At 39.3% G+C, this 26,836-nt stretch carries 27 protein-coding genes, 2 tRNA genes and 1 pseudogene; 15 read left to right on the forward strand and 15 right to left on the reverse strand.

Going from position 1 to position 26,836, the window contains the following annotated elements; translation table 11 throughout:
• The first annotated feature begins 2 nt into the window (after positions 1–2).
• The 4 genes from secG to A9501_RS09850 all read left to right on the forward strand — a co-directional run bounded on the left by secG (position 3) and on the right by A9501_RS09850 (position 1,108).
• Positions 3–344, forward strand: a complete 342-nt coding sequence (secG, locus tag A9501_RS08570; protein WP_065265572.1) for a preprotein translocase subunit SecG — start codon at positions 3–5, stop codon at positions 342–344.
• A gap of 25 nt (positions 345–369) precedes the next feature.
• Positions 370–455, forward strand: a tRNA-Leu gene (locus tag A9501_RS08575).
• A gap of 279 nt (positions 456–734) precedes the next feature.
• Positions 735–950, forward strand: a complete 216-nt coding sequence (locus tag A9501_RS09765) for an Arm DNA-binding domain-containing protein (RefSeq protein ID WP_257006493.1) — start codon at positions 735–737, stop codon at positions 948–950.
• Between the two features lie 41 nt (positions 951–991).
• Entirely contained in the window at positions 992–1,108 is a 117-nt protein-coding gene (locus A9501_RS09850; RefSeq protein WP_257006496.1) for a hypothetical protein, read from the forward strand.
• A 488-nt stretch (positions 1,109–1,596) separates the two neighbouring features.
• Here the strand turns inward: A9501_RS09850 and A9501_RS08585 are convergent.
• The 9 genes and pseudogenes from A9501_RS08585 to glyQ form a co-directional block, all read right to left on the reverse strand.
• Positions 1,597–1,673 (reverse strand) — tRNA-Ile (locus tag A9501_RS08585).
• Between the two features lie 86 nt (positions 1,674–1,759).
• Complete coding sequence (gene glyS, locus A9501_RS08590) at positions 1,760–3,826, reverse strand: glycine--tRNA ligase subunit beta (RefSeq protein ID WP_065265573.1); 2,067 nt, start codon at positions 3,824–3,826, stop codon at positions 1,760–1,762.
• A gap of 46 nt (positions 3,827–3,872) precedes the next feature.
• Entirely contained in the window at positions 3,873–4,343 is a 471-nt protein-coding gene (locus tag A9501_RS08595; protein ID WP_065265574.1) for an OsmC family protein, read from the reverse strand.
• A gap of 299 nt (positions 4,344–4,642) precedes the next feature.
• The gene (locus tag A9501_RS08600; RefSeq protein WP_015701945.1) at positions 4,643–5,008 is read right to left on the reverse strand and encodes an endonuclease domain-containing protein; all 366 of its coding nucleotides are present in this window, start codon (positions 5,006–5,008) and stop codon (positions 4,643–4,645) included.
• Positions 5,009–5,013: 5 nt separating this feature from the next.
• On the reverse strand, positions 5,014–6,279 hold the full coding sequence (locus A9501_RS08605; RefSeq protein WP_065265575.1) for a histidine-type phosphatase: 1,266 nt from the start codon (positions 6,277–6,279) through the stop codon (positions 5,014–5,016).
• A gap of 9 nt (positions 6,280–6,288) precedes the next feature.
• The gene (locus A9501_RS08610; RefSeq protein WP_065265576.1) at positions 6,289–6,735 is read right to left on the reverse strand and encodes a hypothetical protein; all 447 of its coding nucleotides are present in this window, start codon (positions 6,733–6,735) and stop codon (positions 6,289–6,291) included.
• Positions 6,735–7,114: pseudogene (locus A9501_RS08615) on the reverse strand (hypothetical protein). The gene A9501_RS08610 and the pseudogene A9501_RS08615 overlap by 1 nt, the downstream one beginning before the upstream one ends.
• Position 7,115: 1 nt before the next feature.
• Positions 7,116–7,376 carry a hypothetical protein gene (locus A9501_RS08620; RefSeq protein ID WP_009500831.1) on the reverse strand — a complete coding sequence of 87 codons (261 nt, stop codon included), beginning with the start codon at positions 7,374–7,376 and terminating at the stop codon, positions 7,116–7,118.
• A gap of 57 nt (positions 7,377–7,433) precedes the next feature.
• Positions 7,434–8,342, reverse strand: coding sequence for a glycine--tRNA ligase subunit alpha (gene glyQ, locus A9501_RS08625; RefSeq protein ID WP_005628151.1), 909 nt, complete (start codon positions 8,340–8,342; stop codon positions 7,434–7,436).
• A gap of 198 nt (positions 8,343–8,540) precedes the next feature.
• Between glyQ and A9501_RS08630 the strand changes: the two genes are divergently transcribed.
• The 4 genes from A9501_RS08630 (at position 8,541) to A9501_RS08645 (ending at position 13,058) form a co-directional block, all read left to right on the forward strand.
• Positions 8,541–10,457, forward strand: a complete 1,917-nt coding sequence (locus A9501_RS08630) for a TonB-dependent receptor plug domain-containing protein (protein WP_065265577.1) — start codon at positions 8,541–8,543, stop codon at positions 10,455–10,457.
• A gap of 73 nt (positions 10,458–10,530) precedes the next feature.
• Positions 10,531–11,316, forward strand: a complete 786-nt coding sequence (locus A9501_RS08635; RefSeq protein ID WP_065265578.1) for a helical backbone metal receptor — start codon at positions 10,531–10,533, stop codon at positions 11,314–11,316.
• Between the two features lie 27 nt (positions 11,317–11,343).
• Positions 11,344–12,321 carry a FecCD family ABC transporter permease gene (locus tag A9501_RS08640; RefSeq protein ID WP_065265579.1) on the forward strand — a complete coding sequence of 326 codons (978 nt, stop codon included), beginning with the start codon at positions 11,344–11,346 and terminating at the stop codon, positions 12,319–12,321.
• Positions 12,321–13,058, forward strand: coding sequence for an ABC transporter ATP-binding protein (locus A9501_RS08645; protein ID WP_065265580.1), 738 nt, complete (start codon positions 12,321–12,323; stop codon positions 13,056–13,058). Before A9501_RS08640 ends, A9501_RS08645 begins: the two co-directional genes overlap by 1 nt.
• Positions 13,059–13,105: 47 nt before the next feature.
• Here A9501_RS08645 and A9501_RS08650 read toward each other — a convergent pair whose 3' ends face one another.
• Positions 13,106–13,573, reverse strand: a complete 468-nt coding sequence (locus A9501_RS08650) for a hypothetical protein (protein ID WP_065265581.1) — start codon at positions 13,571–13,573, stop codon at positions 13,106–13,108.
• Positions 13,574–13,764: 191 nt separating this feature from the next.
• On the opposite strand from A9501_RS08650, the gene A9501_RS08655 reads away from it, so the two are divergent.
• Entirely contained in the window at positions 13,765–14,967 is a 1,203-nt protein-coding gene (locus A9501_RS08655; protein ID WP_065265582.1) for an ATP-binding protein, read from the forward strand.
• Between the two features lie 165 nt (positions 14,968–15,132).
• On the opposite strand, the gene A9501_RS08660 is transcribed toward A9501_RS08655, so the two are convergent.
• From A9501_RS08660 to metH, 3 genes are all read right to left on the reverse strand, one after another.
• Positions 15,133–15,996: a hypothetical protein gene (locus A9501_RS08660; RefSeq protein WP_065265583.1), complete on the reverse strand. Its 864-nt coding sequence runs from the start codon at positions 15,994–15,996 to the stop codon at positions 15,133–15,135.
• The gene (locus tag A9501_RS08665; protein WP_065265584.1) at positions 15,962–16,471 is read right to left on the reverse strand and encodes a hypothetical protein; all 510 of its coding nucleotides are present in this window, start codon (positions 16,469–16,471) and stop codon (positions 15,962–15,964) included. The genes A9501_RS08660 and A9501_RS08665 overlap by 35 nt, the downstream gene beginning before the upstream one ends.
• Positions 16,472–16,542: 71 nt before the next feature.
• Positions 16,543–20,232, reverse strand: coding sequence for a methionine synthase (gene metH / locus A9501_RS08670; protein ID WP_065265585.1), 3,690 nt, complete (start codon positions 20,230–20,232; stop codon positions 16,543–16,545).
• A 233-nt stretch (positions 20,233–20,465) separates the two neighbouring features.
• On the opposite strand from metH, the gene A9501_RS08675 reads away from it, so the two are divergent.
• From A9501_RS08675 to A9501_RS08685, 3 genes are read left to right on the forward strand one after another with little or no spacing between them, the layout of a single operon-like run.
• Positions 20,466–21,575: a transglutaminase domain-containing protein gene (locus A9501_RS08675; protein ID WP_065265586.1), complete on the forward strand. Its 1,110-nt coding sequence runs from the start codon at positions 20,466–20,468 to the stop codon at positions 21,573–21,575.
• Complete coding sequence (locus A9501_RS08680; protein ID WP_005635782.1) at positions 21,550–21,912, forward strand: mercuric transporter MerT family protein; 363 nt, start codon at positions 21,550–21,552, stop codon at positions 21,910–21,912. The genes A9501_RS08675 and A9501_RS08680 overlap by 26 nt, the downstream gene beginning before the upstream one ends.
• 8 nt (positions 21,913–21,920) lie before the next feature.
• Complete coding sequence (locus A9501_RS08685) at positions 21,921–22,199, forward strand: heavy-metal-associated domain-containing protein (protein WP_005651690.1); 279 nt, start codon at positions 21,921–21,923, stop codon at positions 22,197–22,199.
• 66 nt (positions 22,200–22,265) lie between these two features.
• On the opposite strand, the gene sodC is transcribed toward A9501_RS08685, so the two are convergent.
• Both sodC and folB read right to left on the reverse strand, forming a co-directional pair.
• A complete protein-coding gene (gene sodC / locus A9501_RS08690; protein ID WP_065265587.1) occupies positions 22,266–22,838 on the reverse strand; it encodes a superoxide dismutase family protein in 573 nt (190 codons plus the stop codon).
• An 87-nt stretch (positions 22,839–22,925) separates the two neighbouring features.
• Positions 22,926–23,282 carry a dihydroneopterin aldolase gene (gene folB, locus A9501_RS08695; RefSeq protein ID WP_065246561.1) on the reverse strand — a complete coding sequence of 119 codons (357 nt, stop codon included), beginning with the start codon at positions 23,280–23,282 and terminating at the stop codon, positions 22,926–22,928.
• Between the two features lie 82 nt (positions 23,283–23,364).
• Between folB and plsY the strand changes: the two genes are divergently transcribed.
• From plsY to murB, 3 genes are all read left to right on the forward strand, one after another.
• On the forward strand, positions 23,365–23,964 hold the full coding sequence (gene plsY / locus A9501_RS08700; RefSeq protein WP_065265588.1) for a glycerol-3-phosphate 1-O-acyltransferase PlsY: 600 nt from the start codon (positions 23,365–23,367) through the stop codon (positions 23,962–23,964).
• 52 nt (positions 23,965–24,016) lie between these two features.
• Entirely contained in the window at positions 24,017–25,720 is a 1,704-nt protein-coding gene (gene narQ / locus A9501_RS08705) for a nitrate/nitrite two-component system sensor histidine kinase NarQ (RefSeq protein WP_065265589.1), read from the forward strand.
• An 87-nt stretch (positions 25,721–25,807) separates the two neighbouring features.
• The gene (gene murB, locus A9501_RS08710) at positions 25,808–26,833 is read left to right on the forward strand and encodes a UDP-N-acetylmuramate dehydrogenase (RefSeq protein WP_065265590.1); all 1,026 of its coding nucleotides are present in this window, start codon (positions 25,808–25,810) and stop codon (positions 26,831–26,833) included.
• Positions 26,834–26,836: the final 3 nt, after the last annotated feature.

Consider the following 26,836-nt stretch of genomic DNA (forward strand, 5'->3'; position numbering starts at 1 on the left):
AAATGTATCAAGTTCTTTTATTTATTTATGTTGTTGTCGCGATTGCCTTGATCGGGTTTATTCTCGTTCAACAAGGTAAAGGAGCGAATGCTGGCGCATCTTTTGGTGGTGGCGCATCAGGTACAATGTTTGGCTCTGCTGGTGCAGGTAACTTTTTAACACGTACTAGTGCGATTTTAGCAACCGCATTTTTTGTTATTGCTCTTGTTTTAGGTAACATGAATTCACATAAAGGCAATATTCAAAAAGGTACTTTTGACGATTTATCACAAGCTGCAGAGCAAGTTCAGCAACAACAAACAGCTCCAGCGAAAGAAAATAAAAATAGCGACATCCCACAATAAAATAGGATTAGCATAAAAAATTAACGCTCTGGTGGTGGAATTGGTAGACACGCTATCTTGAGGGGGTAGTGACCACAGGTCGTGCGAGTTCAAGTCTCGCCCAGAGCACCATTTGACTAAACAAAGCCCCGCGAAACTAATCGCGGGGTTTTGTTTTATCCAGGTTTCACAAGGGTTTATAGCACTTTCCCCCCTCATATCTAATCGTCTCTAATTGTCTTTAATCGCAAATTTTAGTAACCAAAATAGTAACCAAAACTTATAATGGTTACTAAAACCTTATCCGTGCAATTACAAGATGGCTAGAATAGTAAAACCTTTATCTCCGACTGAAATCAAAACGCTAAACCAAAAGAGAAAGAATATACCCTATCTGATAGTGAGGGCTTATTGCTGCTAATCTTACCTAGTGGCTCTAAAAGCTGGCGATTCAACTACGCCAGACCATTCACTGGGAAAAGAACAAAAATGGCTTTAGGCGGTTATCTAGAATTATCGTTATCAGATGCTCGTGCTAAACGTGAAGAATATCGTGCGTTACTTGCGAAAGGTATGGATTCACAAGAAGAAAAATACGCATCCAACAAGAATATGAAAGCCGTTTAAAAGATACTTTCCATTCTATTGCAGAAAGTTACTTTAATGGTATCTACAAAGAAAAAGCTAAAAATCCAGAAACACGAGAAAAGAATTGGGAACGATTGAAAAATCATATCTTCCCTTATATTGGCGATAAGCATGTATCAGAAATAAAAGTTAGTTAGCATTTATGAAAAAATAGCAGATAGAAGTAACAAGCTCAAAAAATACACCAGTTTGTCGGTGCAATTATGGATCATGCACTAAAGAGACATTATATAGGGCATCATTTGACTAAACAAAACCAGCGATAACTAATCGTGTTTTTTCCGTTTTTTACAAAGCTTTATCACAGTTTTTACAAGTGTAATTCAACTGCTTCAAGTATTTATAACCATATATTTTATAACTATTTTTTAACCAAGCCTTATAATCTCATCATTGTTTAAATTTCGTGGTTACAAAAAACGCCTAAAATTCCTAAATCTATAAGTCTCACGGTGAGTAAAAATATTGAGTTAAGAGTATAGCATATAACTAAAAAATATGGTTGTAAACGTAGAAGTTAACAGGGGAACGCAAGAGTAGAAAAGATAAAAACTTGGTAAGGTGAGTATTTATAAGGTCTTATTGAATGAAGATGAAAGAATAAATAAGACAAGAAAATTTGAGTTGGTCCCCCCTGCCGGACTTGAACCAGCGACCAAGCGATTATGAGTCGCCTGCTCTAACCGACTGAGCTAAGGGGGGAAAGTGCGGTGATTATAGAGAAATAATCACTTGAAGTCTATAAAAGAAGGGATGATTGATGAAAAATCAATCATCCCTTTTTATCATTATTGAAGCACTGAAATATCAGCTACTTGTAAGAACAAGTCTTGCAACGTGTTTAAAATCGCTAAGCGGTTTTGGCGTAATGCTGGATCTTCAGCATTTACCATTACGTTATCAAAGAAACTGTCTACCGGTGAGCGTAAGTTCGCTAATTTATCCAATACTGCGGTGTAATCGCCTTGTGCGATAAGTGGTTGTACTTCAGTGCGTAATGCAAGTACCGCTTCAGCAAGGGCTTTTTCTGCTGGCTCTACGCAAGCAGTCAAATTGATCTCGCCAATTGCAGCATCCACTTTCGCTAAGATGTTGCTTACACGTTTATTTGCTGCTGCTAACGCTTCCGCTGAATCTAAAGTACGGAAGTGTGAAACCGCACGCACGCGCGCATCAAAATCAGCAGGGCGAGTTGGACGACGCGCCAATACGGCTTGAATCACATCCACCGCAATGCCTTCATCTTGATACCATGCACGGAAACGACCGAGCATAAAGTCCACCACATCAGCAACCACATTTTGATTGGTGAGTTTATCACCGAAAAGCGCGGCTGATTTTTTCACTAAATCTTCTAAATCAAGTGGTAAGTTTTTCTCTACGATAATACGTAATGCACCTAATGCCGCACGACGAAGTGCAAATGGGTCTGCACTACCTTTTGGTGCTTGGCCGATGCCGAAAATCCCCGTTAAGGTGTCAAATTTATCCGCTAAAGCGACCGCACTTGCAACGAGTGATTTTGGTAATTCATCACCCGCAAAGCGTGGCATATACTGTTCGTTTAACGCCACGGCCACTTCTTCGTCTTCACCATCATGACGAGCATAGTGCATCCCCATTACACCTTGCGTATCGGTGAATTCAAATACCATGTTGGTCATCAAGTCACATTTTGACAGTAAACCCGCACGTTTTGCTTTCACTTCATCAGCACCGATTTGTTTTGCAATTTCGCCTGCAAGTTGTTCGATACGGTCAGTTTTGTCTTTCAATGTACCCAATTGTTGTTGGAACAACACGGTTTCTAAACGCGGTAAACGATCAACCAGTTTTTGTTTTAAGTCGGTTTTAAAGAAGAATTCCGCATCGGTTAAACGTGGACGAACCACTTTTTCGTTACCTTCGATAATCGCGGTTGGATCTTCTGGGTTGATGTTCGATACGAAAATAAAGTGGGGTAATAATTTGCCGTCTTTGTCATAAATTGGGAAATATTTTTGGTCGCCTTTCATAGTGTAAACCAAGGCTTCCGCCGGCACGGATAAGAAACGCTCTTCAAATTTTGCCGCTAATACATTCGGGTATTCCACCAAGGAAGTCACTTCTTCAAGCAAGCTTTCTTCAATATCAGCCACACCGCCAAGTGCGGTTGCTTTTGCTTGAGATTTTGCAAGAATTTCTGCTTTACGCTCGTTGAAATCAGCTACGACAGAACCTTTTTCACGTAATAATTGTGGATATTGGTCTGCGTGTTGAATTTCAAATTCTTTCTCGCCTAAGAAACGGTGACCGCGAATGGTGCGAGCACTTGCCACACCTAAAATTTCGCCTTCAATTAATTCATCACCTAACAACATAGTCACAGTATGAACCGGACGAATAAATTGCACGGTTTTATCTGCCCAACGCATTGGTTTTGGAATTGGCAATTTCGTCAACGCATTAGCTACAATGTCGTTAAGTAAGTTTTTGGTCGGTTGACCTTCAATTTTTGCACGGTGAACAAGCCATTCACCTTTATCAGTCGCAATGCGTTCTGCTTGTTCCACAGTAATGCCACAACCTCGCGCCCAGCCTTCTGCCGCTTTGGTCGGTTTGCCTTCTGCATCAAAGGCGGCTGACACTGCTGGACCACGTTTTTCGATTTCTTTGCTCGGTTGTTGTGTGGCTAAGTTCAACACTTTCACCGCCAAACGACGCGGCGCCGCAAACCATTCGATTTTGTCGAAGGTTAAGCCCGCTTGGTTTAATTCCGCTTCAACGTTATCCGCAAAAGAGGTCGCTAATGTTTTGAGAGCTTTTGGTGGCAGCTCTTCTGTGCCGATTTCTACTAGGAAGTTTTGGGTTGTCATTTTGTTTTCTCTGGTAAGGTGCGCGTTGGCACCATTTTATTTTAATTTAATCTTTTTCAATCAGTGCTTCACATTTCACCGGAAAATTAAGTGAATTTGCGATAAAACACGCCTGATGCGCATTTTCATGTAATGCCAATGCCTTAACGGCATCCGACTCGCTTGAAATTCTCACACGAGGTTTTAATGTTGCCGAAATAAAGCGTCCTGCATGCTCAGAACTGCCTTCATCCATAATCGCTATTGCTTCATCACGGTATTCTTGCACAATAATGTTATTAACGGCACAAAAATGTAAATACCATAATTTATGACAGGCAGAAATGGAGGCTAATAACATATCTTCTGGGTTCCAACGTGTTTTATCACCACGAAAAGCTGGATCAGCAGAACCTAAAATATTGGGTTTATTCAATGCTGAAGCAATAAAATCCCGCTCATACGCAGTATAAGAAGAAGTGCCCCGCCCTAAATTTCCAACCCACTCTACGGTAGTTTGATAAGTGTGTTGCTTCATTACATTTTCTTCGTTATCACTTCTGCCAAATCTCCCCTACCCCTCTTTGCTAAAGAGGGGATTGGATCTTTGCAGAGTTAAATATCTATGTTTTACTTTAACGTTTTTTGAAAGCAGATAATTTAATCTCTATTGAAATTAAAATGTGAATGATCCAGTTACTATCAATTTACTCAAGAATTCCCCTCTTTAGCAAAGAGGGGTAGGGGAGATTTACTCGCTTCGCTCGCACTTCGTGCCGTTGCTAAAGCAACGTTCAAACGCAAGCGTTTGTGGCAGAAATTAATCCAACCTCATACTCAATCCGCCCTTACATTCTCTAAAAACAAATAAATCTGCTCTACTACCGCTTCAATTTCACGCATGACTTCATCATTGCTAAACCGCATCACCGTAAAACCAAGAGAATTTAATTCTGCATCTCGCAATGCGTCTTTTTCCTGATAATCAGGCTCATAATGCTGACTACCGTCTAATTCGATAATCAGCTTTGCTTTCGCACAATAAAAATCAACGATATAACTTAAAAGTGGCTTTTGTCGATTAAATCGAAATCCTAATAATTGATCTCGATTGATGCGTTGCCATAGCTTTCTTTCCGCATCCGTCTGATCCGCTCGCAATTTCTGCGAATTCTCTTTTAAGTATTTTTCGTAGGGTTGCATGAACGCTATTTCTTACCGTTTTCAATACCCTCACTCAACACCTGTTGAAAACGCTCGTAATCACAAAAACCATGTTCATCTTTTTTACAGCCTTTGAGGGTTAATGCCGTTTGGTTTGGTGGTGTCTCTAAACTTAATGGCGTGATGTTAATCAGCTGTTCTGTACTTTGATACACATAATCTAGCTTGAATTTCAATTTGCCACTTGGTTTGTGCTTCCACACTTCAAATAGCAACTTGCCGCCGATTGGGATATTTTCCAATGAATCATCTAATTCATAAGGTTCAACACCTAGTGCTGCAAGCAGAGCGACAATATTAGAATCGTGTCCAACCAATAAGTTAATTTTGTTTTCACTATTTAGCTGTTTCTGAATAAATGCCAATAATGGATATGATGCATTTTGTGCCAATGCTTCATTATTTTTAAATAATGTTCGGTAATATTCGTTTTTAATTTCGTTAATTGCACGCCATTTTTCTTGGCTATCCACGCGGCCGTTTGCGATTTCTGAATCAGGCTTACCTACATAATGAGCGAGCAATAATGCACTGACAATTTTCTTTCCTTTGCTGATAGAGCCAGTAATTTTGACTGACTTGCCGTCTTTAATACTGTATTCACCGACTTTTCCACCTAAATCACACTCGCCTTTTTGTAAGCAGTTTGGTGAATTTTTATAATCGATGATTTCACTCAATAGCGCATAATTTGGCGCTAATTTTTGCTGTAAAGCGGTTAAATCAACGTTATTTTTTGCAGATTCAATCAAGGCTTTGCTTGGATTATGCGCTTGCGTTTTAAAAATCGGATCTTTTTCTGAACCAATTTTACCATGATGTTGCAGTTGAACATTACAGCCCGCAAATGCACCAGAAACAATCGCTTGCCCTGTTGCAATGGTGCGTTGCACACCATTTGCATAAGCAAAAATGCCTTCGCCCGATGCACAACGTTCTGTTGTTAGTAACCCTTTATCTGCAAGCCATTGACCTAAATACTGTCCGAAATAGGTTTCTAGCACCGTCCCTTTTGCAGTGAGATAGCCAGATGGTACATTCCATTTTGCCCATTCATAAGGGGAATATTTCGCCATTTCTTGCGGATCTTTTTCCACTGGTGAACGCAATCCGTGTCGGCTGAAAATCAATACTTTCTCTAATTCATAATCAGAACTTGAGGAAGTTTGACCATTTTCTGTTGCAAACGCACTACTTGCTAAAGCTGAGCCAAGCAAAAGTGCGGTGAATTTTAGGGTTATTTTTTTCATATTCGATACCTAATCATTTAATGTTGAAATTGAGCTATAAAAATTCAAGGCATATTTGGTGCCGTAAACTAACACCATAAATACTGCAACAATATTGACTACCGCAAAAAAGATTAGTTGTTTACTGTTGCTCTCCACCCAGAGCATTTTAAATAATGCGAGCGTACCAATATTTTCATCAAGTTCGCTCTCTCCGCTTAGTGTTCTTAAGGTTTTCAGCATCTCGCGTACAAAAGCGACAGTATTTATTGCCATGACGCTGAGTGCAATAAATCCAGAAGCGAGGCATAAAAACAGCACTGGTACATCACTCCACCCCCAATGTATCCAATCCAGCTCAGAATACATAAATAACGCGAGTGATAAAAACAACACAGCGGGTGTTAAATTTCGCAAAAACATTAAATAGTCATCACCAATTCTAAATAAAAATTGCAAAAAACTGACTTTCTTCATTACTTACTAATTTTCCAACTTTTCTTGGTTTTCATTAAACGCACTTTACCATCTTTGGAGACATATCCGCCTTTGACCACCTCTAAAATAGTATTTTCAGGCAAATCAGAAGCAAACACTTCAACCTGTTGCTTATCTTCCGAAAGAATGCCATAAACCGCTTGGGTTTTATTCGCAGGATCGTCTAGCTTAATATCCGCCACATCAAACACTTGTACACAGGCTTTTTTTAAATAAGAATAAGACTGTCCCGCACTTGGTAAGCAACCGTGGCATCTGTTTCACCGCCCACAGTTGGCATTTCAGCTTGTGGTTGCGCATTGCTACAAGCGGTCAAAATTATCGCTGAAGTTGCAAGAGCTAACGTTTTTTTTATCACTTTAGAAAATCTCTTTTAATTTGGATTCATCTAAAACAACATCGCCATTTAGTAATAACAACGCAGGAATACCTAAATAGCCATTTGCTTTCGAGTTATCAAATTCTGCATTACTATCGCGTAAACGAATAAATTGTTTGAGATTAGGTAATGAAGTCATAATTTCTACTTCATCGTAATCCACGCCTAAGCGATCCAACTCCGCGACAAATGGTGCGGTATCTGGGCATGTTTCTGCATAAAAAAGAATGGGTTTGCTCATTTTGCTCTCCTGAAGTGCGGTCAAATTTCACCGCACTTTTGTGAATTTGTTTAAGCCTTATTTTTTACAACCAGGGAAACCTAAGGCTTCACGGCTTGCATAATAGGCTTCCGCCACACCTTTGGTTAAGGCACGAATGCGTAAAATATAGCGTTGGCGTTCTGTTACCGAAATTGCTTTACGTGCATCTAACAAGTTAAAGCTGTGTGCTGCTTTCAAAATGCGCTCATAAGCTGGCAATGGTAACGGTTTTTCTAAGGCTAATAACTCTTGTGCCTCTTTTTCGTATTGATCGAAGCAGTAGAATAAGAAATCTGTGTTTGCGTGTTCAAAGTTATAAGTTGATTGCTCAACTTCATTTTGATGGAAAACATCGCCATAAGTGGTTTTGCCCAATGGGCCGTCAGACCAAACTAGGTCATACACAGAATCTACGCCTTGAATGTACATGGCTAAACGCTCTAAACCGTAAGTTACCTCGCCCGTTACAGGTTTACATTCTAAGCCGCCCACTTGTTGGAAATAGGTAAATTGAGTCACTTCCATGCCGTTTAGCCACACTTCCCAGCCCAAGCCCCATGCGCCTAAGGTTGGGTTTTCCCAGTTATCTTCTACGAAACGAATGTCGTTTTTGGTCGGATCGAAACCAAGCATTTCAAGCGAGCCTAAATAAAGCTCTTGAATGTTATCTGGAGAAGGTTTGATCACTACTTGGAATTGGTAGTAGTGTTGTAAACGGTTTGGGTTTTCACCGTAGCGACCGTCTGTCGGGCGGCGTGAAGGTTGCACATAAGCAAATGCCATCGGCTCTGGACCTAATGCGCGTAATGCGGTCATTGGGTGAGAGGTACCTGCGCCCACTTCCATATCAAAAGGTTGCACAATGGTGCAGCCCTGGTTTGCCCAATATTCTTGCAGGGCTAAAATCATACCCTGGAATGTTTTTACGTTAAATTTTGTGCTCATAATCGTTGATCTAATGTGATTAAAAATGCCCGCATTATACTTGAAAGCGCAAGGCTGATAAAGGTGAAAAAGTGCGGTCAAAAAACGAATTTTTTTACAAAATGAACAGAATTTTTAAAGTAAATGAAAATTCTCAACTAGGAAATAAATGTCTATTGTGCCAAAATAGCGCACTTTTTAAAAAGAGGAACCAACTTAATGAAAATTAACTTAATTACTACCGCACTTTTATTGAGTGCATCGGTTTTTGTACAAGCTGAAACCAAAACCGAGCTTGAACCGATCAATGTGTATTCGGCTTACGCAACACCTGTAAACCAAGATCAAACTGCATCATCAGTCACAGTATTAACAGAAAAAGATTTTGCACAGCGTAATGCGACTTATGTAAGTGATGTGTTGAAGACTGTGCCGGGTGTGGCGATGGGTGCTAATGGAGGGCGTGGTGCTGTAACTAGTTTATTCTTACGTGGTGCAAATTCAAAACATACTGCGGTCATTATTGACGGCATTCGCGTTAATCCGGCTGATACTAACTTTGATTTTGGCGGTTTAGCATTAAGTAATATTGAACAAATTGAAGTATTGCGTGGCGAACAATCTGCACTTTGGGGCAGTGATGCTATGGGCGGCGTAGTTTATATCACCACCAAAAGCGGGTTATATAAAGACAAGGAATTTAACGTCGATTTTGATTTAGGCGCAGGTTCTCATCGCACCCGTGATGGTTCTGTCACCCTTTCTGGTCAACATCACGGTCTTTACTATGCCCTTCATGGTGATAGCCATCGTACGCAAGGGATTTCTGCGCGTAGTGAACGCGTATTTAATTATACGAGCGTATCCGGTGCGAAAAGTACAAATGTACCGGCAACTGAAAAGGATGGCTTCCACCGTGATAACGTGTCTATGCGTTTAGGTTTTGATGATAGTAAAAAAGGAGTGGATTTCCTTGCTTCTCACTCTTCTCAAACCTTGCATTTGGATAATAGTGCAGCAGATGAATTAAAATTTGATGATAATACCCGTACACGCGAAACTCGCTATAAATTAAGCGGTTATTTTGGTAATGCAGAAGATTTATTCGTGCATAAAGCGGCGGTAAGTCACGTTAAAATGGATGCTGATACTGCACAATATCAAAGTAAAACAGAATACGACAGCAAAAAGTTGAATACGAACTATCAACTTGATATTAACTTCGACCGTGAAGGTGAAGTCAAACAAGCCGTCAGCGTATTAGCAGATTACCAAAATACGAAATATATTGCTTCCGCTTACAATTTTGCTGAGAAAAAATTAACCGAGAAAAGTGTTGCCACAGAGTACCGTTTATTTACTGAATCTGACCATAGTCTCTCTGTAAGCGGTCGTTATACAGATAACAGCTTATTTGAAAATGCATTCACGGCTCGCCTTGCTGGAGCTTATCGTTTATCACAAAATTTAAAAGCGCACGCAAGTATTGGTAAAGCAATCCACAATCCAACATTTATTGATGTTTATGGATGGGGTAATTCTACCAGTTGGGCTGCAAACCCAAATTTAAAACCAGAAAAAAGCTTAGGTGGTGAATTAGGTTTATTAGTTGAAAGCAATGACAAACGTCATAGCTTAGATACCACACTCTTTGCCCGTAATGTAGATAATTTCCTTTCTGCAGTCCCAGTTAGAGGTTCTACAGCTTATCGCACAATCAATCGTGACGGTAAAACCAAAATCAAAGGCGTAGAAGTGGCGTATAACGGTAAATTTACCGAGCAGTTGTCAGGTTACGCGAACTATACTTACACTTATATTAAATCTGAAAATGATCAATACGGTTCAAACTATGTTCGTCGTCCGAAACACACAGGAAACCTTGGTTTAGCTTATCAAATCACGGAAAAATTAGGTTCTGACGTGAATGTTTCTTATGTGGGTAAACGTCTTGATTCCGGCGATTTCAAAATGCCATCTTACACTTTGGCAAACTTTGGCGTGAACTATAAAGTAGCGGATAGCTTGACGATTTATGCAAACCTTAACAACGTATTCAATAAAAAATACGAAAACATTGTAGGCTATGGCCAAGACGGACGTAATGTTTACGTTGGGTTGAAAGGATCGTTCTAATTATTACCCACTAATAAGGGCGTGCTTAGCACGCCTTTTTACATTCTTGATGGCGTAGCGTATCATTATCTATATGCAAAAAACTCGTTTAATTTTAATCGCACTTTTCTTGCCCTTGACTTTGCATGCGTCGGAGCAATTTGTCTCGCTCACACTTTGTAGCGATCGTCTTTTGTCGGAAATTGCACGCCCTGAGCAAATTGCTGCGCAGTCACCTTATTCTAAAAATCCCTTGATGATGTTGGATAAACTCAATGTGGATAAGCCGACACTTGAGCCACAACTCACCGTATTATTGCCCTATCTCGATAAAACGTTTCTTATCAATGAAACCTTTTATCCACAACTTGTGGCAGATTTGAAAAAACTCGGGGCAAAAATTGAGCCAATTAATGACACGCCACAAACGGCAGAAGAATTATTTGGTCTAATATTGCACTTGGGTAAACTCACGGGTAACGAAACGCATGCGGAATCTTTAATCGATAAACTTAAATTACAAGATTCTCGCCTCAATCTATCACTCACTGACACATTAATACTTTCAGATACAGGCATTGTAGAAACTTATACGCCACAGTATCCTACTTTACTTAACCTGCTAGGTTTAACCCCGCTAAAAACACCGATTACGGCACAAAATTTTTCTCTTGAAAAAGTGTTACGAGCAGAACCCAACGTGTTGATTGAAATCAGCGACCAGCAAAGTTATAACGAGCAAGCGGAATTGCTTAAACATCCGCTTTTGCAAAATCTTTTTAAAAATCGACCGCACTTTCGTATTCCAATGAAATATACTTATTGCTTTGATCACGGCGTGTGGCAAGGGGCGGAGAAGATTTATCAACAATTAAAATGATATTTGGATTACATAGGAAATTGATCATTGACCAAAACACTAAAATTAAATACCGCACTTTTCTTAGCGTTGCTGTTGATTAGCGGATTTGCAATTTATCATCAGCTCAGCGATTTTGCTCATCTCAAAAATGCAGATGGTGTACTCACGGATATGCGCTCACTCGTATTGCTTGATATTCGCCTGCCGCGTCTCGGACTAGCCATTTTAACTGGTGCAAGCCTTGCTTTAGCAGGCAATGCAATGCAGGGAATATTTCAAAATCCACTGGCAAGCCCTGGGTTATTGGGAAGTAGTGCCGGTGCAACCACCACCAGTGTCTTTTTGCTTTACTATTTTTCCGTACCCTTAAGTCTGTTGCTTATTGGCGGTGTAGCTGGAGCGTTATCTAGTTTTTTATTGGTTTATTTGATCGCTAAAAATCATGGCACAACGGCGATGATTTTAAGTGGTTTAGCCGTCAATATGTTGCTCTCTGCTGCCGTCGCATTGCTACTTTCGAATGCAGAAAGCCCGTGGGCGTTAGCTGAACTCTACCGCTGGCTACAAGGCTCTCTTGTGTGGGCAAAACTTGACACGCTACTCATTTCATTTCCAATCGTATTATTGGGATTATTCTGTTTATATCGTGAACGCAGCTATATTGACTTACTCACCTTCGGTGAAGAAACCGCGAGCACAATGGGCGTGAATCCTAAACGTAGCTTTTTCATCACGACCTTTGGCGTGGCATTATTAGTGGGTGCAACAATTCCACAAACAGGCACTATCGGTTTTGTTGGCTTAATCGCACCGCACTTTGCTCGCCTCTTACTAAAAAGACGCCCTTCGCAACTTTACATCACCAGCGCACTACTTGGCGCATTATTGCTACTTATTGCAGATCTTTGTGTCCAATTCATTCCAATCTTCTCACATATTTATATTGGCACGCTCATCGCAATCATTGGCGCACCTTGCTTAATTTGGATTTTAATTACGGAGCAACGCAAGTTGGTAAAATAATGATTAGAATCGAAAACCTTTCTCAGCCTTATGGCTTAAACAACATCAGCTGCACGCTTCCTAAAGGAAAACTGATCGGCATTATGGGCGCAAACGGTGCGGGCAAATCAACTTTGCTCAAAACAATTGCAGGAATTTTACCTATTGCAAAAGGTGAAATTTATTTTAGAAACAATCCGTTAAGCAAAATGAGTACAACTGAAAAAAGCCAGCAACTCGCTTATCTTGCGCAAGATACCAATATCCATTGGGACTTATCGGTTTATGATGTCATTGCTCTCGGCTTCAATTCACCATTATCATCGGTAAAAGAGCGGTCAAACATCACGGAGATTTCACAAAAATTTTCGATTGCACATTTGCTTAATAAATCCTTTCAGAAACTGTCAGGCGGAGAAAAAGTACGAGTGCAACTCGCTCGTTGTTGTATCAAAAATGCGCCGCTATTGCTTGCTGATGAACCTATCGCACCACTCGATCCCTATTATCAAATAGACATGATGGAACAATTAAAATCACTCACGCCACAGCATACTTGCGTTGTAGCGATCCATCATTTATCACTTGCCTATAAATACTGTGATGAAGTGATTTTGCTCGACAAGGGCAAAATCATTGCGACAGGCAAAACACAAGCGGTGCTAAATTCAGAGAATCTTGCAAAAGCCTTTGATATAAGCGTGAAATTTGATGTAGAAAGAAAAGAAATTTATGGGATAGAGAAATTGGAAAAGTAATTCCAATTTCTCATTTTGCTGAAAGTAAAAATTATTCTCGAGAAAAATCAACCGCCCTTACAAATCAACCAAGGAACTTGCTTGCCTTGTTGATTCTTGTAGTAAATTGAACTTTGAGATCGCGCGATTAAATCCACATAACTTCCTTGAATCGGATCATACGAACGATAAACCACTTCAAATTTTGTACCGCGTGCATTCAGTGTCAGCGTGTATGAATGATCAAAAGGCACCGCCTTGCCATTATCTAACTGGAAATAAAACCCGAAGTTATCTTTCATGCGGCTTTCACGCGAAAGAGGGAAATAAGTCGTTAAATGAGAAATCCCTTCAGTTTCTTTATTATTACAACGATAATGATATGGCTTGTAATTAACAGAATTATTTAACTCAGCTTGGCTAATATTATTCTTTAAAAATCGAGATTTAACCGCCTTCTTCGGCTGATGTGTTGTAGTACAAGCAAATAAACTCACAAGGACACCCACAAACAACGCCATCTTTAATTTATTCATAAATACAAAATTCCGAGAAATAAGAAAGCGCGTATGATAGCGGAAATTGGGGATTGTGCAAGGGATTGGAATGAGACTAAAAAAACTGTAATAAAAACTGGAAATGTAATTCCAAATACATCAGGAAAAAATAATATGGAAATTAACTTCCAATCTTTGTATACTTTTAAAAAATATGAAATTAACTTCCAATGAGTGAGAATATGATCTCTCGTGAAAATTATTTACAACAACTGATTCAATTTAAAGATACCGATTTTATTAAAGTCATCTCTGGTGTTCGTCGTTCTGGTAAATCGGTGTTACTCATGCAATACCGTGATTACTTGCAACAGCAAGGCATTGCTTCCGAAAATATTCTTTATCTCAATTTTGAATCTTTTGAATATCAATGGGTGAAAGACGCTCAAGACTTCCAACAGCTTATTCAAGAAAAAATACCGTCCTCTCAAGAGAAAATCTACTTGTTGATTGATGAAATTCAGTTTGTGGAAGGTTGGCAAAAAATCGTCAATGCGCTTCGCGTGAGTTTTAACACTGACATTGTGATTACGGGTTCCAATGCCAACTTGCTTTCCGGTGAACTTGCGACGCTGTTAAGCGGTCGGTATGTAGAAATCAAAATTTATCCGCTTTCTTTTAAAGAATTTTTACGTTCCAAAAATGTGGATAGCCAATCAAGATTGGTAGATAAACTCTATTCGGAATACGAAAAATACGGTGGTTTCCCCAGTGTTGCTATTGCTGATGAACCTTTAAAAGAAACGATTTTATCAGGTATTTTTGATTCCATCGTGCTGAATGACATTGCGCATCGAGCCGGCGTGAAAGATACCTATATTCTTAAAAGCGTGATTCTCTTTTTAGCGGATAATGTCGGTCAGTTGGTGAATCCGAGCAAAATTAGCAACACGCTCACGTCCGAACGTGTTCCAACCTCAAACCACACGATCAGCAAATATCTTGATCTGTTAGAAAATGCGTTTCTTTTTTATAAAGCAAAACAATACGATATTCGTGGAAAAGGCTATTTAAAAACCAATGCAAAATATTTTATTGTGGATAACGGTTTAAGACGGCACGCTATTGGCAAAAAAGGCGCGAATTATGCGAATCGACTAGAAAATATCGTCTTTATTGAATTGCTAAGACGAGGTTATACCATAGATGTCGGTAAACTCGACAGTAAAGAAATTGATTTTATCGCCCGAAAAGCCGGTGAAATTTTATATGTGCAAGTCGCCTTTGAAATCCCTGAAAATACCCACGAAACAGATAACCTTTTGCATATTAAAGATAACTATAAAAAGATTTTAATTACGGGAAAATATTACGAAAAAACGGAGATTGATGGGATTGAGGTGATGTATGTAGTGGATTGGTTGTTACAGTAAACATAAAAGCGCTGAAAATTTTCACCGCACTTTTAGTGATTAATGTTTATGCTGGCGCGCGTTTCCTAACGCATGCCCTAAAAGTAAATAAAGTGCGGTGAGTTTTTGAAGTGTTTTTTTGGTGAAATAGGGCACACGCTGGGAAGCGTGCGCCATCTTTTTAAATTATGAGTATTTTTTCTGATAAAGATAATCAGATATTTTTAATTCAATACTTAAGTGGGTATCCAATTTATTTTTTATATCTTGATTGTATAGAATTATTTGCATATGAGGAATTAAGCAACCATTTTTTCTCTGACAACACATTAGATATGATAGTCCAGAACCACAAGGACAAAGACTGTCAGGAGATTCAGTAATGAATTTCTTTGGAATAAATTCTTTTGTGTAATTTATATCCCAATATTGAAATGGTGTATTTAATGTATTTAGTATCATATTTAGCCCTGAAAAATTCTTATTTTTTCCTTCAGGATCTATGACATTGCTTTTCATGACCGGATTTTTAACAATAGCGATGCCAATAAGCTCAATCTCTTCAACAGTACAGTAGCATATTTCTCCGGAGTATAATTCTCCAATAATATGTTTGCAATTTCCTCTTGGAGAAATTATTTCATTGCAAATACTACATCTAACTTTTTTATATATAAATTCCGGGCTTGTAAAGAGTTTATACGGATATATAGCCTGCCATCTTTTTACCTGAAATTTTAAAAAATGGAAATAATAGTTATTCTTTATCTTTTCACTAGCATGTCGGTCTAACTCATTAATCTTTAGTTCGCATTTTTCTAAAGTACACCAAGCATAATAGTATTGTTTTTTATATAATGATTCTATAAATATTAAATAGAAGTTTTGAGCTAGAAAGATAGTCTTTATTTCCCACATTTCATTTGCTAGATGTTCATTGTTTTTATTTGCTTTTATTTTATTGTTAATGTCATTAATTAGATTTATCTCTATTTTTTTGTTATATTTTCTATTTTTAAATTTGGTTAGTTGCTTTATGATCTCCATCATTTTTCACATCTTCTTTTTTTAAGTTAAACTGATCTTTTAATTTAATGAAATTATCAATATTTCCTTTGTAATCTAGTTGATAGTTGCCATTTTCTTTTTCAACTATTATAGATATAGAAACTTCATCATCTACAGAAGTCTTCAGATTATCTGAAAAATAGTTAATTACGAGTCCAACTAGAACTGGTAATACAAACTCTTTAACTAAAATAGTACCTAATCTAAACTCTCTAGAGTTTAATGAAACCCGCTTATAATCGTCATTATTTATACAAATATCTACAGATGCTTTATTTTGTTTTTTTACATATTTAAAAAAATCTTCAGCAGTTGTAAAAAAAATATAATTTATATCTCTATATTTTTTAATAGGTAAGAATAGAATATCACTATTCTTGACCCCTTCAACTAAGGATGACTCTAGAGAAACTTCTTTTATCCAAGATTCTCTACTCTCATTTGTATGGGTAAACATTTATTTCTCCTATCTCATTTATGCATAAAAAATTATGCAATTAGATTGTTGTAATAAGAATCTTATACGTGTTACTTCATCGCCACACCCAACCACTTCATCATCTCTCTCTCATCCCAACCTTTGCGTTTGGCATAATCTTGAGCTTGGTCTTCATCAATGCGGCCAAGGGTGAAATAGTTGCTTGCTGGGTGGGTGAAATACCAACCGCAGACGGAAGCCGCCGGCCACATGGCGTAGCTTTCGGTGAGTTTCATGCCGATACGTTGTTCTACTTCTAATAAATCCCAAATCAAGGCTTTTTCCGTATGTTCTGGGCAGCTTGGATAGCCCGGTGCAGGACGGATGCCCACATAGTTTTCATTGATTAACCCTTGATTGTCGAATTCTTCTTGCGTATAGCCCCAAATGCGGGTGCGAAGCTCAAAGTGCAGGTATTCTGCCATGGCTTCGGCGAGGCGATCGCCCACGGCTTGTAGCAATATGGCGTTGTAGTCGTCGCCGGCAGCTTTATAGCCTTCCACCAAATCCATTTCTTCAATACCTGCGCATACGGCGAACATGCCGAACCAGTCTTTTTTGCCACTTTCGCGATCCGCAATAAAGTCACTTAAGCAGAAGTTAAATGGACTTTTGCTGTTTTTGCCCCGTTCCGTTTGTTGGCGTAAGCCATAAGCGGTACCAATGGTTTCCGTGCGTTCTTCATCAGCAAAAAGCACCACATCATCGCCTACTCGCTCCGCAGGGAAAATACCTAAAATACCGCTTGGGTTGAGTTTGTGGTTTTGCTCTAATTCATCTAAAACCACTTGTGCATCGTTCCACACTCTGCGTGCTTCTTCGCCGCCTTCTGGATAATCAAAGGCATCCGGGTAGCCGCCCATTAACCCCCAAATACGGAAGAATGGCGACCAATCGATAAATTTACGCAGTTCGGCAATTGGTACGTTTTTAAATTCCACAATGCCGGTTTGTTTTGGTGTTGCTGGCACATAATCTGCCCATTCACCACTAAAGCCATCAAAGCGGTTTGCTCGTGCTTCTTCAATGCTAAGTTGTTTACGCAGTGGTTTACGGTTAGAGAAAGATTGCTGAATTTTCTCGTAATCTTTCTTGAATTGTTCCCACAATGCTGCACGGCCTTCCGAGTTCATTAAAGTTGCACAAACCGTTACCGCTCTTGATGCATTTGAGGTATAGAACACACCATGTTGTTTGTATTTTGGATACAGTTTAATAGCTGTATGTTCTTTGGAGGTGGTTGCACCGCCAATTAAAACAGGCAAGTTCAGACCTAAACGCGTCATTTCACCGAGGAAGTATTCCATTTCATCAAGGGATGGCGTAATCAAACCGCTCAAGCCAATAATGTCGGCTTTTTCATCAATGGCGGTTTGAATGATTTTGTCCGCTGGCACCATTACGCCCAAGTCAATCACTTCAAAGTTATTACATTGCAACACCACGCTCACAATGTTTTTGCCGATGTCATGCACGTCGCCTTTCACGGTGGCGATCACCACTTTACCGTTACTAGAACCTTTTTGTTTGGTGGCATTGATAAACGGCTCTAAATACGCCACGGATTGTTTCATCACGCGTGCGGATTTCACCACTTGTGGGAGGAACATTTTGCCGTCGCCAAACAAATCGCCCACTACGTCCATACCCGCCATGAGCGGACCTTCGATCACCTCTAACGGCGTTGGCAATTTTTGGCGCGCTTCTTCGGTGTCTTCGATGATGTGCGTGGTAATGCCTTTCACAAGGGCGTGTTTCAAGCGTTCTTCCACCGGCCACGTACGCCATTCTGCCACAGAATCCACCGCACTTTCATCGTTACCTTGGTTGCGATATTTTTCCGCAATATCCAGTAAACGTTCTGTGCCATCAGGCGTGCGGTTTAAGACGGCGTCTTCAATCACATTGCGTAATTCAGGATCCAGATCATCGTAAATTGCAAGCTGACCTGCGTTCACGATCCCCATATCCATGCCTTGTTTGATAGCATGATAGAGGAAGACCGCATGAATGGCTTCACGCATGACGTTGTTACCACGGAAAGAGAAGGACACATTTGACACACCGCCGGAGATTTTGGCGTGTGGCAAGCTGCGTTTAATACGGCCTGTGGCGTTAATGAAATCTACGCCATAGTTGTTGTGTTCTTCAATTCCGGTACCGATGGCGAAAATGTTCGGGTCGAAAATAATGTCTTCTGGCGAGAAGCCTACTTGGTTGACTAAGATGTTATAAGCACGGGTACAGATTTCGACTTTACGCTCTTCGGTATCAGCTTGCCCTACTTCATCAAATGCCATCACCACAACAGCTGCACCGTATTTACGCACCAATTTAGCCTGATGGATAAATTTTTCCTCGCCTTCTTTTAAGGAAATAGAGTTAACGATTGGTTTACCTTGCACCGACTGTAAACCTGCCTCAATCACTTCCCATTTGGAGGAGTCGATCATCACCGGCACTTTTGCCGCATCAGGTTCGGTCGCCATAATGTTGAGGAAACGGGTCATGCATTTTTTGCCGTCGAGCAAGGCTTCATCCATGTTCACATCGATCACTTGCGCGCCGTTTTCTACTTGGTCGATGGCAATTTCAATGGCTTCGGCAAATTTGTCTTCTTTAATTAAGCGCTTAAATTTCGCCGAACCCGTCACGTTATTGCGTTCGCCCACGTTCACGAACAGGCTTTCATCGTCAATATTGAGTGGTTCTAAACCGGATAAACGCATGGCGGTTTTGATTTGTGGCAATTTGCGTGGTGGAATATTTTCTACCGCTGCAGAAAAGGCTTTGATGTGTTCCGGTGTGGTACCACAACAACCACCAATAATGTTCACAAAACCACTTTCTGCCCACTCTTTTAAGTGAGCAGCCATCTCTTCTGCCCCTAAATCATAACCACCAAAAGCATTCGGCAAACCCGCATTCGGATGCACAGAAACATAGGTTTCACTGATTTTTGAAAGCTGTTCTACATACTGGCGTAATTCTTTCGGGCCTAAAGCACAGTTCAAACCGAAAGTGAGCGGTTTTGCGTGACGGAGGGAGTTATAGAAAGCCTCTGTAGTTTGCCCAGAGAGGGTTCGCCCTGAAGCATCAGTAATGGTGCCGGAAATCATGATTGGCAATTCCACGCCTAATTCTTCGAACACGCTTTCAATAGCAAAAACTGCCGCTTTAGCGTTAAGCGTATCGAAAATAGTTTCGATCATAATTAAATCTGCACCACCTTCGATCAAGCCTTTTGTTGCTTGGGCATAAGTATTCACCAACTCCATAAAAGTAACATTACGGAAACTCGGATCATTGACATCGGGTGAAATAGAGGCTGTACGGTTAGTTGGCCCTAATACGCCCGCGACAAAGCGAGGTTTTTCTGGCGTGCTATATTTATCGGCAGCCAAACGAGCTAATTTTGCGCCAACAAAATTGAGTTCATAAGCGATAGATTGCAAGTCGTAATCCGCTTGAGCAATCGTAGTTGAACTAAAAGTATTGGTTTCAATAATATCGGCACCCGCTGCTAAATATTTCTCATGAATAGCGGAGATTAGCAGTGGCTGAGTCAATGTCAGTAAATCATTATTACCGCGTAAATCGACCGCACTTTCCTTAAACTTCTCACCTCTAAAATCGGCTTCTGTCAGTTTATATTTTTGGATCATCGTCCCCATCGCACCGTCTAAAATGAGAATACGATTTTCTAGAGCTTGTTTAAGTTGAGCGGTTTTATTCACCATAATTATTTTGTTCCGTAAATCTTAATAAATAACGAGGAAATAATAGGTGTAAGGGCTAGGGGTGTCAAATGTTAGAAGGAAAGTGCGGTTGGAAAATAAAATATTTTTTATATAGGAAAAATAAAAAGTTTACGCAAAACGGTTGAATTATTGCTCCAAAATCCGTTAGCATAGTAGCGTATTAGTTTATCTAATATGTTAAGTTTAACTATTATTAACTAGAGGATCTCTTCATGAAGAAACTTATCGCAGTTGCGGTGCTTTCTGCATGTGGCTCGTTAGCTCATGCAAACACCAATATTCCAAACTACAATACAGACACCCATCTTTACGAATTCACGCAAACCTACGATTTAATTGCGCCAAAAGGCTCACAAGGACAAACCAATTTATGGGTCCCGTTGCCATTTAATGGGGAATACCAACAAGTGAAATCGATTCACTTTGAAGGTAATTACATGAATGCCTATGTAACAGAAAACAATAAATACGGTGCAAAAACCTTATTTGCCACTTGGGATAAAGATGCACAAAAACGTGATTTAAAAGTCACTATGGTCATTGAAACAAAAGACCGTGAACCGATGGTGAAAGGCGCTTTAGAGAATTATGCTCCGCCAAAAGATATTCAGTATTCCGTGGATGTACAAGAATACTTAAAAGCTACTCAACACATTAAGACTGATGGTATTGTGAAAGAATTTGCTGACAAAATCGTAGGTAAAGAAACTAATCCATTGGAGAAAGCTGAACTTATTCACCACTGGATCGTAAAAAATATGGAACGTGATAATTCTGTATTAGGTTGTGGTGACGGCGATGTAGAAAAAATTCTTACCACTGGCGTGTTAAAAGGTAAATGTACCGATATTAACTCTGTATTTGTGGCACTTGCTCGTGCGGCTGGCATCCCAGCCCGTGAAATTTTTGGTATTCGCTTAGGTGCGGCAGAGAAAATGGGCAAATATTCCAAAGGTGCTTTCGGTAGTGCAAATGAACAAGGCATCGCAAACGTAAGTGGTGGCCAACATTGCCGTGCTGAATTCTACCTTGCAGGTTTTGGATGGGTACCAGTTGATTCCGCAGACGTTGCCAAAATGCGTTTAGCAGAGAAAAAATCTGTTGAAGATAAAGATACACAAGCCGTAGCAAAATATTTGTTTGGTAACTGGGAAGCAAACTGGGTGGGATTTAATCATGCCCGTGACTTCGATTTATATCCACAACCAGAACTTGCTCCAATCAATAACTTCGGCTATCCATATGCTGAAGTGGGTGGTGATCCATTAAATTCCTTTGATCCAAAAGAATTTAAATATGACTACGTCTCTAAAAAACTCTAATAAATCCTTTTGGGTTGCCATAGCCACCGCACTTAGCGCCGCGGTGGCATCAACTTTGTGCTGCATCGCACCATTAATCTATTTAGTGTTCGGCGTATCATCTACTTGGTTGATTGGCTTAGGCGAATATGATTATTTGCGTATTCCCATGCTCATTATTTCATTATGCGCCTTTGCCTATGGATTTTGGCTGTTGATGTTTTCCAAAAAAATTATTTGTAGCAAATATATTTCCCGTAAAAAACTCATCGTTTTATATTGGATTGTATTTATCGTGATGATTTTTTTCTTAACCTATCCAACAATTTTGCCTTGGATTTTAGAATTAGCTAATTAGGAATAAAAATGAAGAAATTATGTACCGCACTTTTACTTTCGCTGTTTGCCATTTCTTTCGCTCATGCGAATGAAACCAAACAAATTGTGCTAAAAGTAAAAGAAATGAATTGCCAGCTTTGTGCTTACTTAGTCAATAAAGAACTGCGCAATATCGATGGCGTTATTTCAACAAAAGCATCCATTAAAGATGGTTTAGTGACAGTTGTGGAAGATCCCAAAGTCACAAACCAACAATTATTCGATGCGATTCACAAGCTGAAATATACTGCTGAAGTCGTGAATTAAATGCTAAATATCTAGCAAAAAAAGTGCGGTGAAAATTCACCGCACTTTTCGTTTCGAACAATCAAATTATTTAATCACGCCACATGCCATACGTGGGCCGCCACCGCCAAGTGGAGCTGGATGATCGGAGTGATTATCACCACCAGCGTGAATCATAATAGAGTGACCGCGAACATCATCTAAATGTTTAAGACGTGGTGCTAAAACAGGGTTTGTTGCTGTGCCATCATGTAATACAGTTAATGCCGGTAAATCACCTAAGTGTGCATCATCTTGCCATGGGTAACCATGTTGTTTTGCACCTTTAGGATCCCAGTGACCGCCAGCGCCTAAACCAGCTGTCAATTTACCCTCTTTTTCTTTTGGCTCACAACTTGGGTTTTCATGGATGTGGAAACCATGTAAGCCTTCGCTTAATCCTTGTAAATTAGGGGTAAACACAAGACCATAGTTAGATTCAGTAATAGTCACTGTACCCACATCTTTGTTACCGTTTACGGGATCAAGTTGTTGCACTTTCACTTCAATAGAAGCACCTTTTGATGCCATATTGTGATCATGATTATGCTCATGTGCTTGCGCAACACCAACTGAACATACCGCACTAACCGCTAGTGCTAATAAGGTTTTCATATTCATTGCAATCTCCTTTATTGCAGTAAAAACTCATGACTATTTTAGTCAATTTCGTTTAAAAAGCCGACAAGTTTTTACGAAAATTTCACATTATTTTAAACATCCACGTACAATCAATACGCCAACATTTCGAGCTTGCGCAACAGCTTTCGGTTTACTCAGTTTAATTTTTAATCCTTGAAGTTGATAACGTGACTCAAGCAAATCCGCCACTTCATAAGCCACTCGCTCAATCAGCAAGAAAGGTTTGCTTTCCACATAATCAATTATCACTTGGCTCACTTCAGCATAATTCAAACAATATGCAACATCATCCGTTTCCGCCGCTTGCTTACAATCCCAAGCCATTTCCAAATCAAACACAAGTTTTTGCTTAATTTGCTGTTCCCAATCATATACACCGATTTGTGCAAAAACAGTCAATTCTTCAATAAAAACACGATCCATAATATTTCCTCTAAAATTATTGTAGGCGTATGCTATCAACTTTGGGTAGAATAACGAATAATTTTTCTTGCTGGAGTACAAAATGAGCCTTTTCGCCCTTTTTTATATGCTTTGCGCCTATCTTTTAGGCTCTATTTCCAGTGCTATTCTAATTTGTCGCGTTGCAGGCTTGCCAGATCCTCGTCAAAATGGATCATGTACCCCAGATGTAACAAATGTATTTCGTATTGGTAATTATTGGGCTGCATTAATTGTATTAATCCTTGATCTTTTAAAGGGTATGCTCCCCGTATGGGTTGGTTATTATTTAGGTTTAACTCAATTTGAATTAGGTATGGTTGCTTTAGCTGCATGTTTAGGCCATATTTTCCCACTATTCTTTCAATTTAAGGGAGGAAAAGGTGTGCCGACTGCATTTGGTGCGATAGCGCCTATTTCATGGGCTGTTGCGGGTTCAATGTTTGGAACGTGGATATTGCTCTTTCTTGTTAGTCGTTATGCATCATTAAGCTCCGTACTTGCGGCATTGCTTGTGCCTTTTTATGTATGGTGGTTTAAACCTGAATTTACTTTCCCTGTTGCTTTAGTTTGTTGTTTATTGGTTTATCGTCATCACGATAATATTCAACGTTTATGGCGAGGTCAGGAAGATAAAGTTTGGAGTCAATTAAAAAAGAAGTAAGAAAATAACCGCACTTTTATCTATAAATTGATGTTATTTCATTGGAGTTGCTGTGCATACTAAACATTCTGTTTCTACACGTATTGCTAAATATTTATTTATTATCCTTATTGTTTCTGGTGTTATTAGCTCACTAAGTTTAGCAATTATGAGTAGCAATAAGTATGATGCTGAAGCGATTAATATTTCAGGTTCATTGCGCATGCAAAGCTATCGTTTGCTCTATGAAATGCAATCTCAACCCTCAACAGTCGAGGCTAATTTACGGCATTATAATATTAGCCTCCATTCATCTGCATTATTAGAAATTCAACGTCAATTTTTTACTCCAGATGCAGTCAAACAATCCTACCATACCATTTTACAGCGTTGGGCATTAATGGAAAAATATGCCCAACAGAAAAATGTAAAAAGTTATAGCGAACAATTAACGGATTATGTCGCAGATGTTGATCGTTTTGTGTTTGAATTACAGCGTTTTAGTGAGCAAAAATGGATCCTTGGCGTATTTGTACTTTGTTTAGCTATGTTATTAATTTTGGTCATGGTTTCCTATTTGATTTGGTATACTCATCGTGAGGTAGTGAAACCTTTAGAGCTGATGACAAAAGCAAGCATGCAAGTGCAGATGCGTCAGTTTAATCATATTTCATTAGATACAACAAAACAGAATGAATTGGGCACATTGGCACATGTTTTTACACAAATGTCGATGGAATTAGGTCAACTTTATTCTCGTTTAGAAGATGCCGTAAATGAAAAAACACAAAAATTACGCCAAACCAACCGCTCTTTGACAAACCTTTATCAAAGTTCACAGATTCTTAATGCGAATTCTATTAATGATAAAATTTTAAGCCAAGTGTTAGATCTCATACGTGTGAGTGAGCATTTGCAATATATCAAAATAGAAGTTATGGGGGCGGAGCATTGGAATATTGCTTTTGGAGAGCAGGATTCTCATCGTACTTTACAACTCGAAGTGCTATCGGTAGATAATGAAGATTTAGGCGTACTTTCTTGGCAATCAGGATTGCCTTGTCCCGACCCTAGAATGATGCAGAATCTGGCACAAATGCTTGCACGAGCTTTGTACTTCCATAAAAGTTTGCGTCAGCAAGAACAGCTTTTGTTGATGGAAGAACGTTCTATTATTGCAAGAGAACTTCATGATTCTTTAGCTCAAGTATTATCGTTTCTGCAAATTCAACTTACGTTGCTTAAACATAATTTAAGGAAAGAAGAACCACACGCAAGAGAAAAAAGCTTGGGGATTATTGCTGATTTTGAACAAGCACTTTCAGGTGGTTATGCACAATTGCGTGAACTTTTAGCAACATTCCGATTAACGATTCAAGAAGCTAACTTACAACTGGCTTTAGAGCAAGTGATTGATTCTTTACGTGCTCAAACTAGTATGAAAATGAGTGTGAATAGTCATTTGCCTTCACAAAGTTTAAATCCTCAGCAGTTAGTACATGTATTGCAAATCGTACGTGAAGCAACAACAAATGCGATAAAACATTCTAAAGGTTCTGCTATTGAAATTCATGCCCTGATTAACCCTGAGGGAGAGTATGAAATTTCTGTGCTAGATAATGGCATCGGTATTCTTAATCTTGAAGAGCCCGAAGGACATTATGGTTTGAATATTATGACAGAACGTTGTCGTCAATTGAATGCAGAATTAGATATTCGACGTCGAGAAGAGGGGGGGACTCAGGTAAAAATTACTTTACCTCATACCCTAGTTTAAACGTAGAGTGAATTTAAAAATTCATACACTTTTGATAATTCATGCACGAGTAGCAAAGCATAAGTGCATCCTAAAATGGTATTTTAAATGCAAAATTTACAACCTTTTCATACTTTTCATATTTCTGTTCAAGCCCATGAAATTATTGATGCGCATAGTGTGGCACAATTGCAAGAAGCTTGGGATCATGCAAAAGCAATGAATCTCCCCATACTTTTTCTTGGTCAAGGAAGCAATATGCTATTTTTAGCAGACTTCAGTGGTATTGTTGTGCTTAATCGATTAATGGGGATTACACATAAACAAGATACTGACTTTCATTATCTTCATGTAAATGGTGGCGAAAATTGGCATCATTTGGTGGAATGGAGTGTAAATGAAGGTATCTATGGTTTGGAAAATCTTGCACTCATTCCAGGTTGTGCAGGCTCAGCACCGATCCAAAATATTGGTGCTTATGGCGTAGAATTTAAAGATATATGCCATTATGTAGAGGTGTTAAATTTAAGTACTCATGAAATATTTCGATTAACAGTTGAAGAATGTGAATTCGGTTATCGAGACAGTATCTTTAAACACCATTATCAGTCTGGCTATGTGATCACTGCGATAGGATTGAAATTAAACAAAAACTGGCAGCCAGTGCTAAAATATGGCTCTTTAACTGAGTTTGATTCTCTGAAAGTTACGGCAAAACAAATTTTTGATGAAATATGTCAAATTCGTCAAAGTAAATTGCCTAACCAAGATGAATTTGGTAATGCAGGAAGTTTCTTTAAAAATCCCGTAGTGAGTGCAGAGCATTTTGCGGAAATCAAAAAATATCACGAAAATTTACCGCACTTTCCACAACCTGATGGCTCAGTCAAACTTGCTGCTGGATGGTTAATCGATCAATGTCAATTAAAAGGTTATCAAATTGGTGGAGCAGCAGTACATGAAAAACAAGCACTGGTGTTGATTAATAAGGGCGGAGCTACTGGTGAAGATGTGGCAAATCTAGCTCGTCATGTGCGTCATACTGTGGAAATTAAATTTGGTGTATGTTTACAGCCAGAAGTCCGTTTTATAGGTGCTGAAGGGGAGGTTGATTCTGTTTCAGTAATTCGTTAACAA

It is taken from the genome of Haemophilus sp. CCUG 66565 (assembly GCF_001679495.1).
Taxonomy (GTDB): domain Bacteria; phylum Pseudomonadota; class Gammaproteobacteria; order Enterobacterales; family Pasteurellaceae; genus Haemophilus; species Haemophilus haemolyticus_K.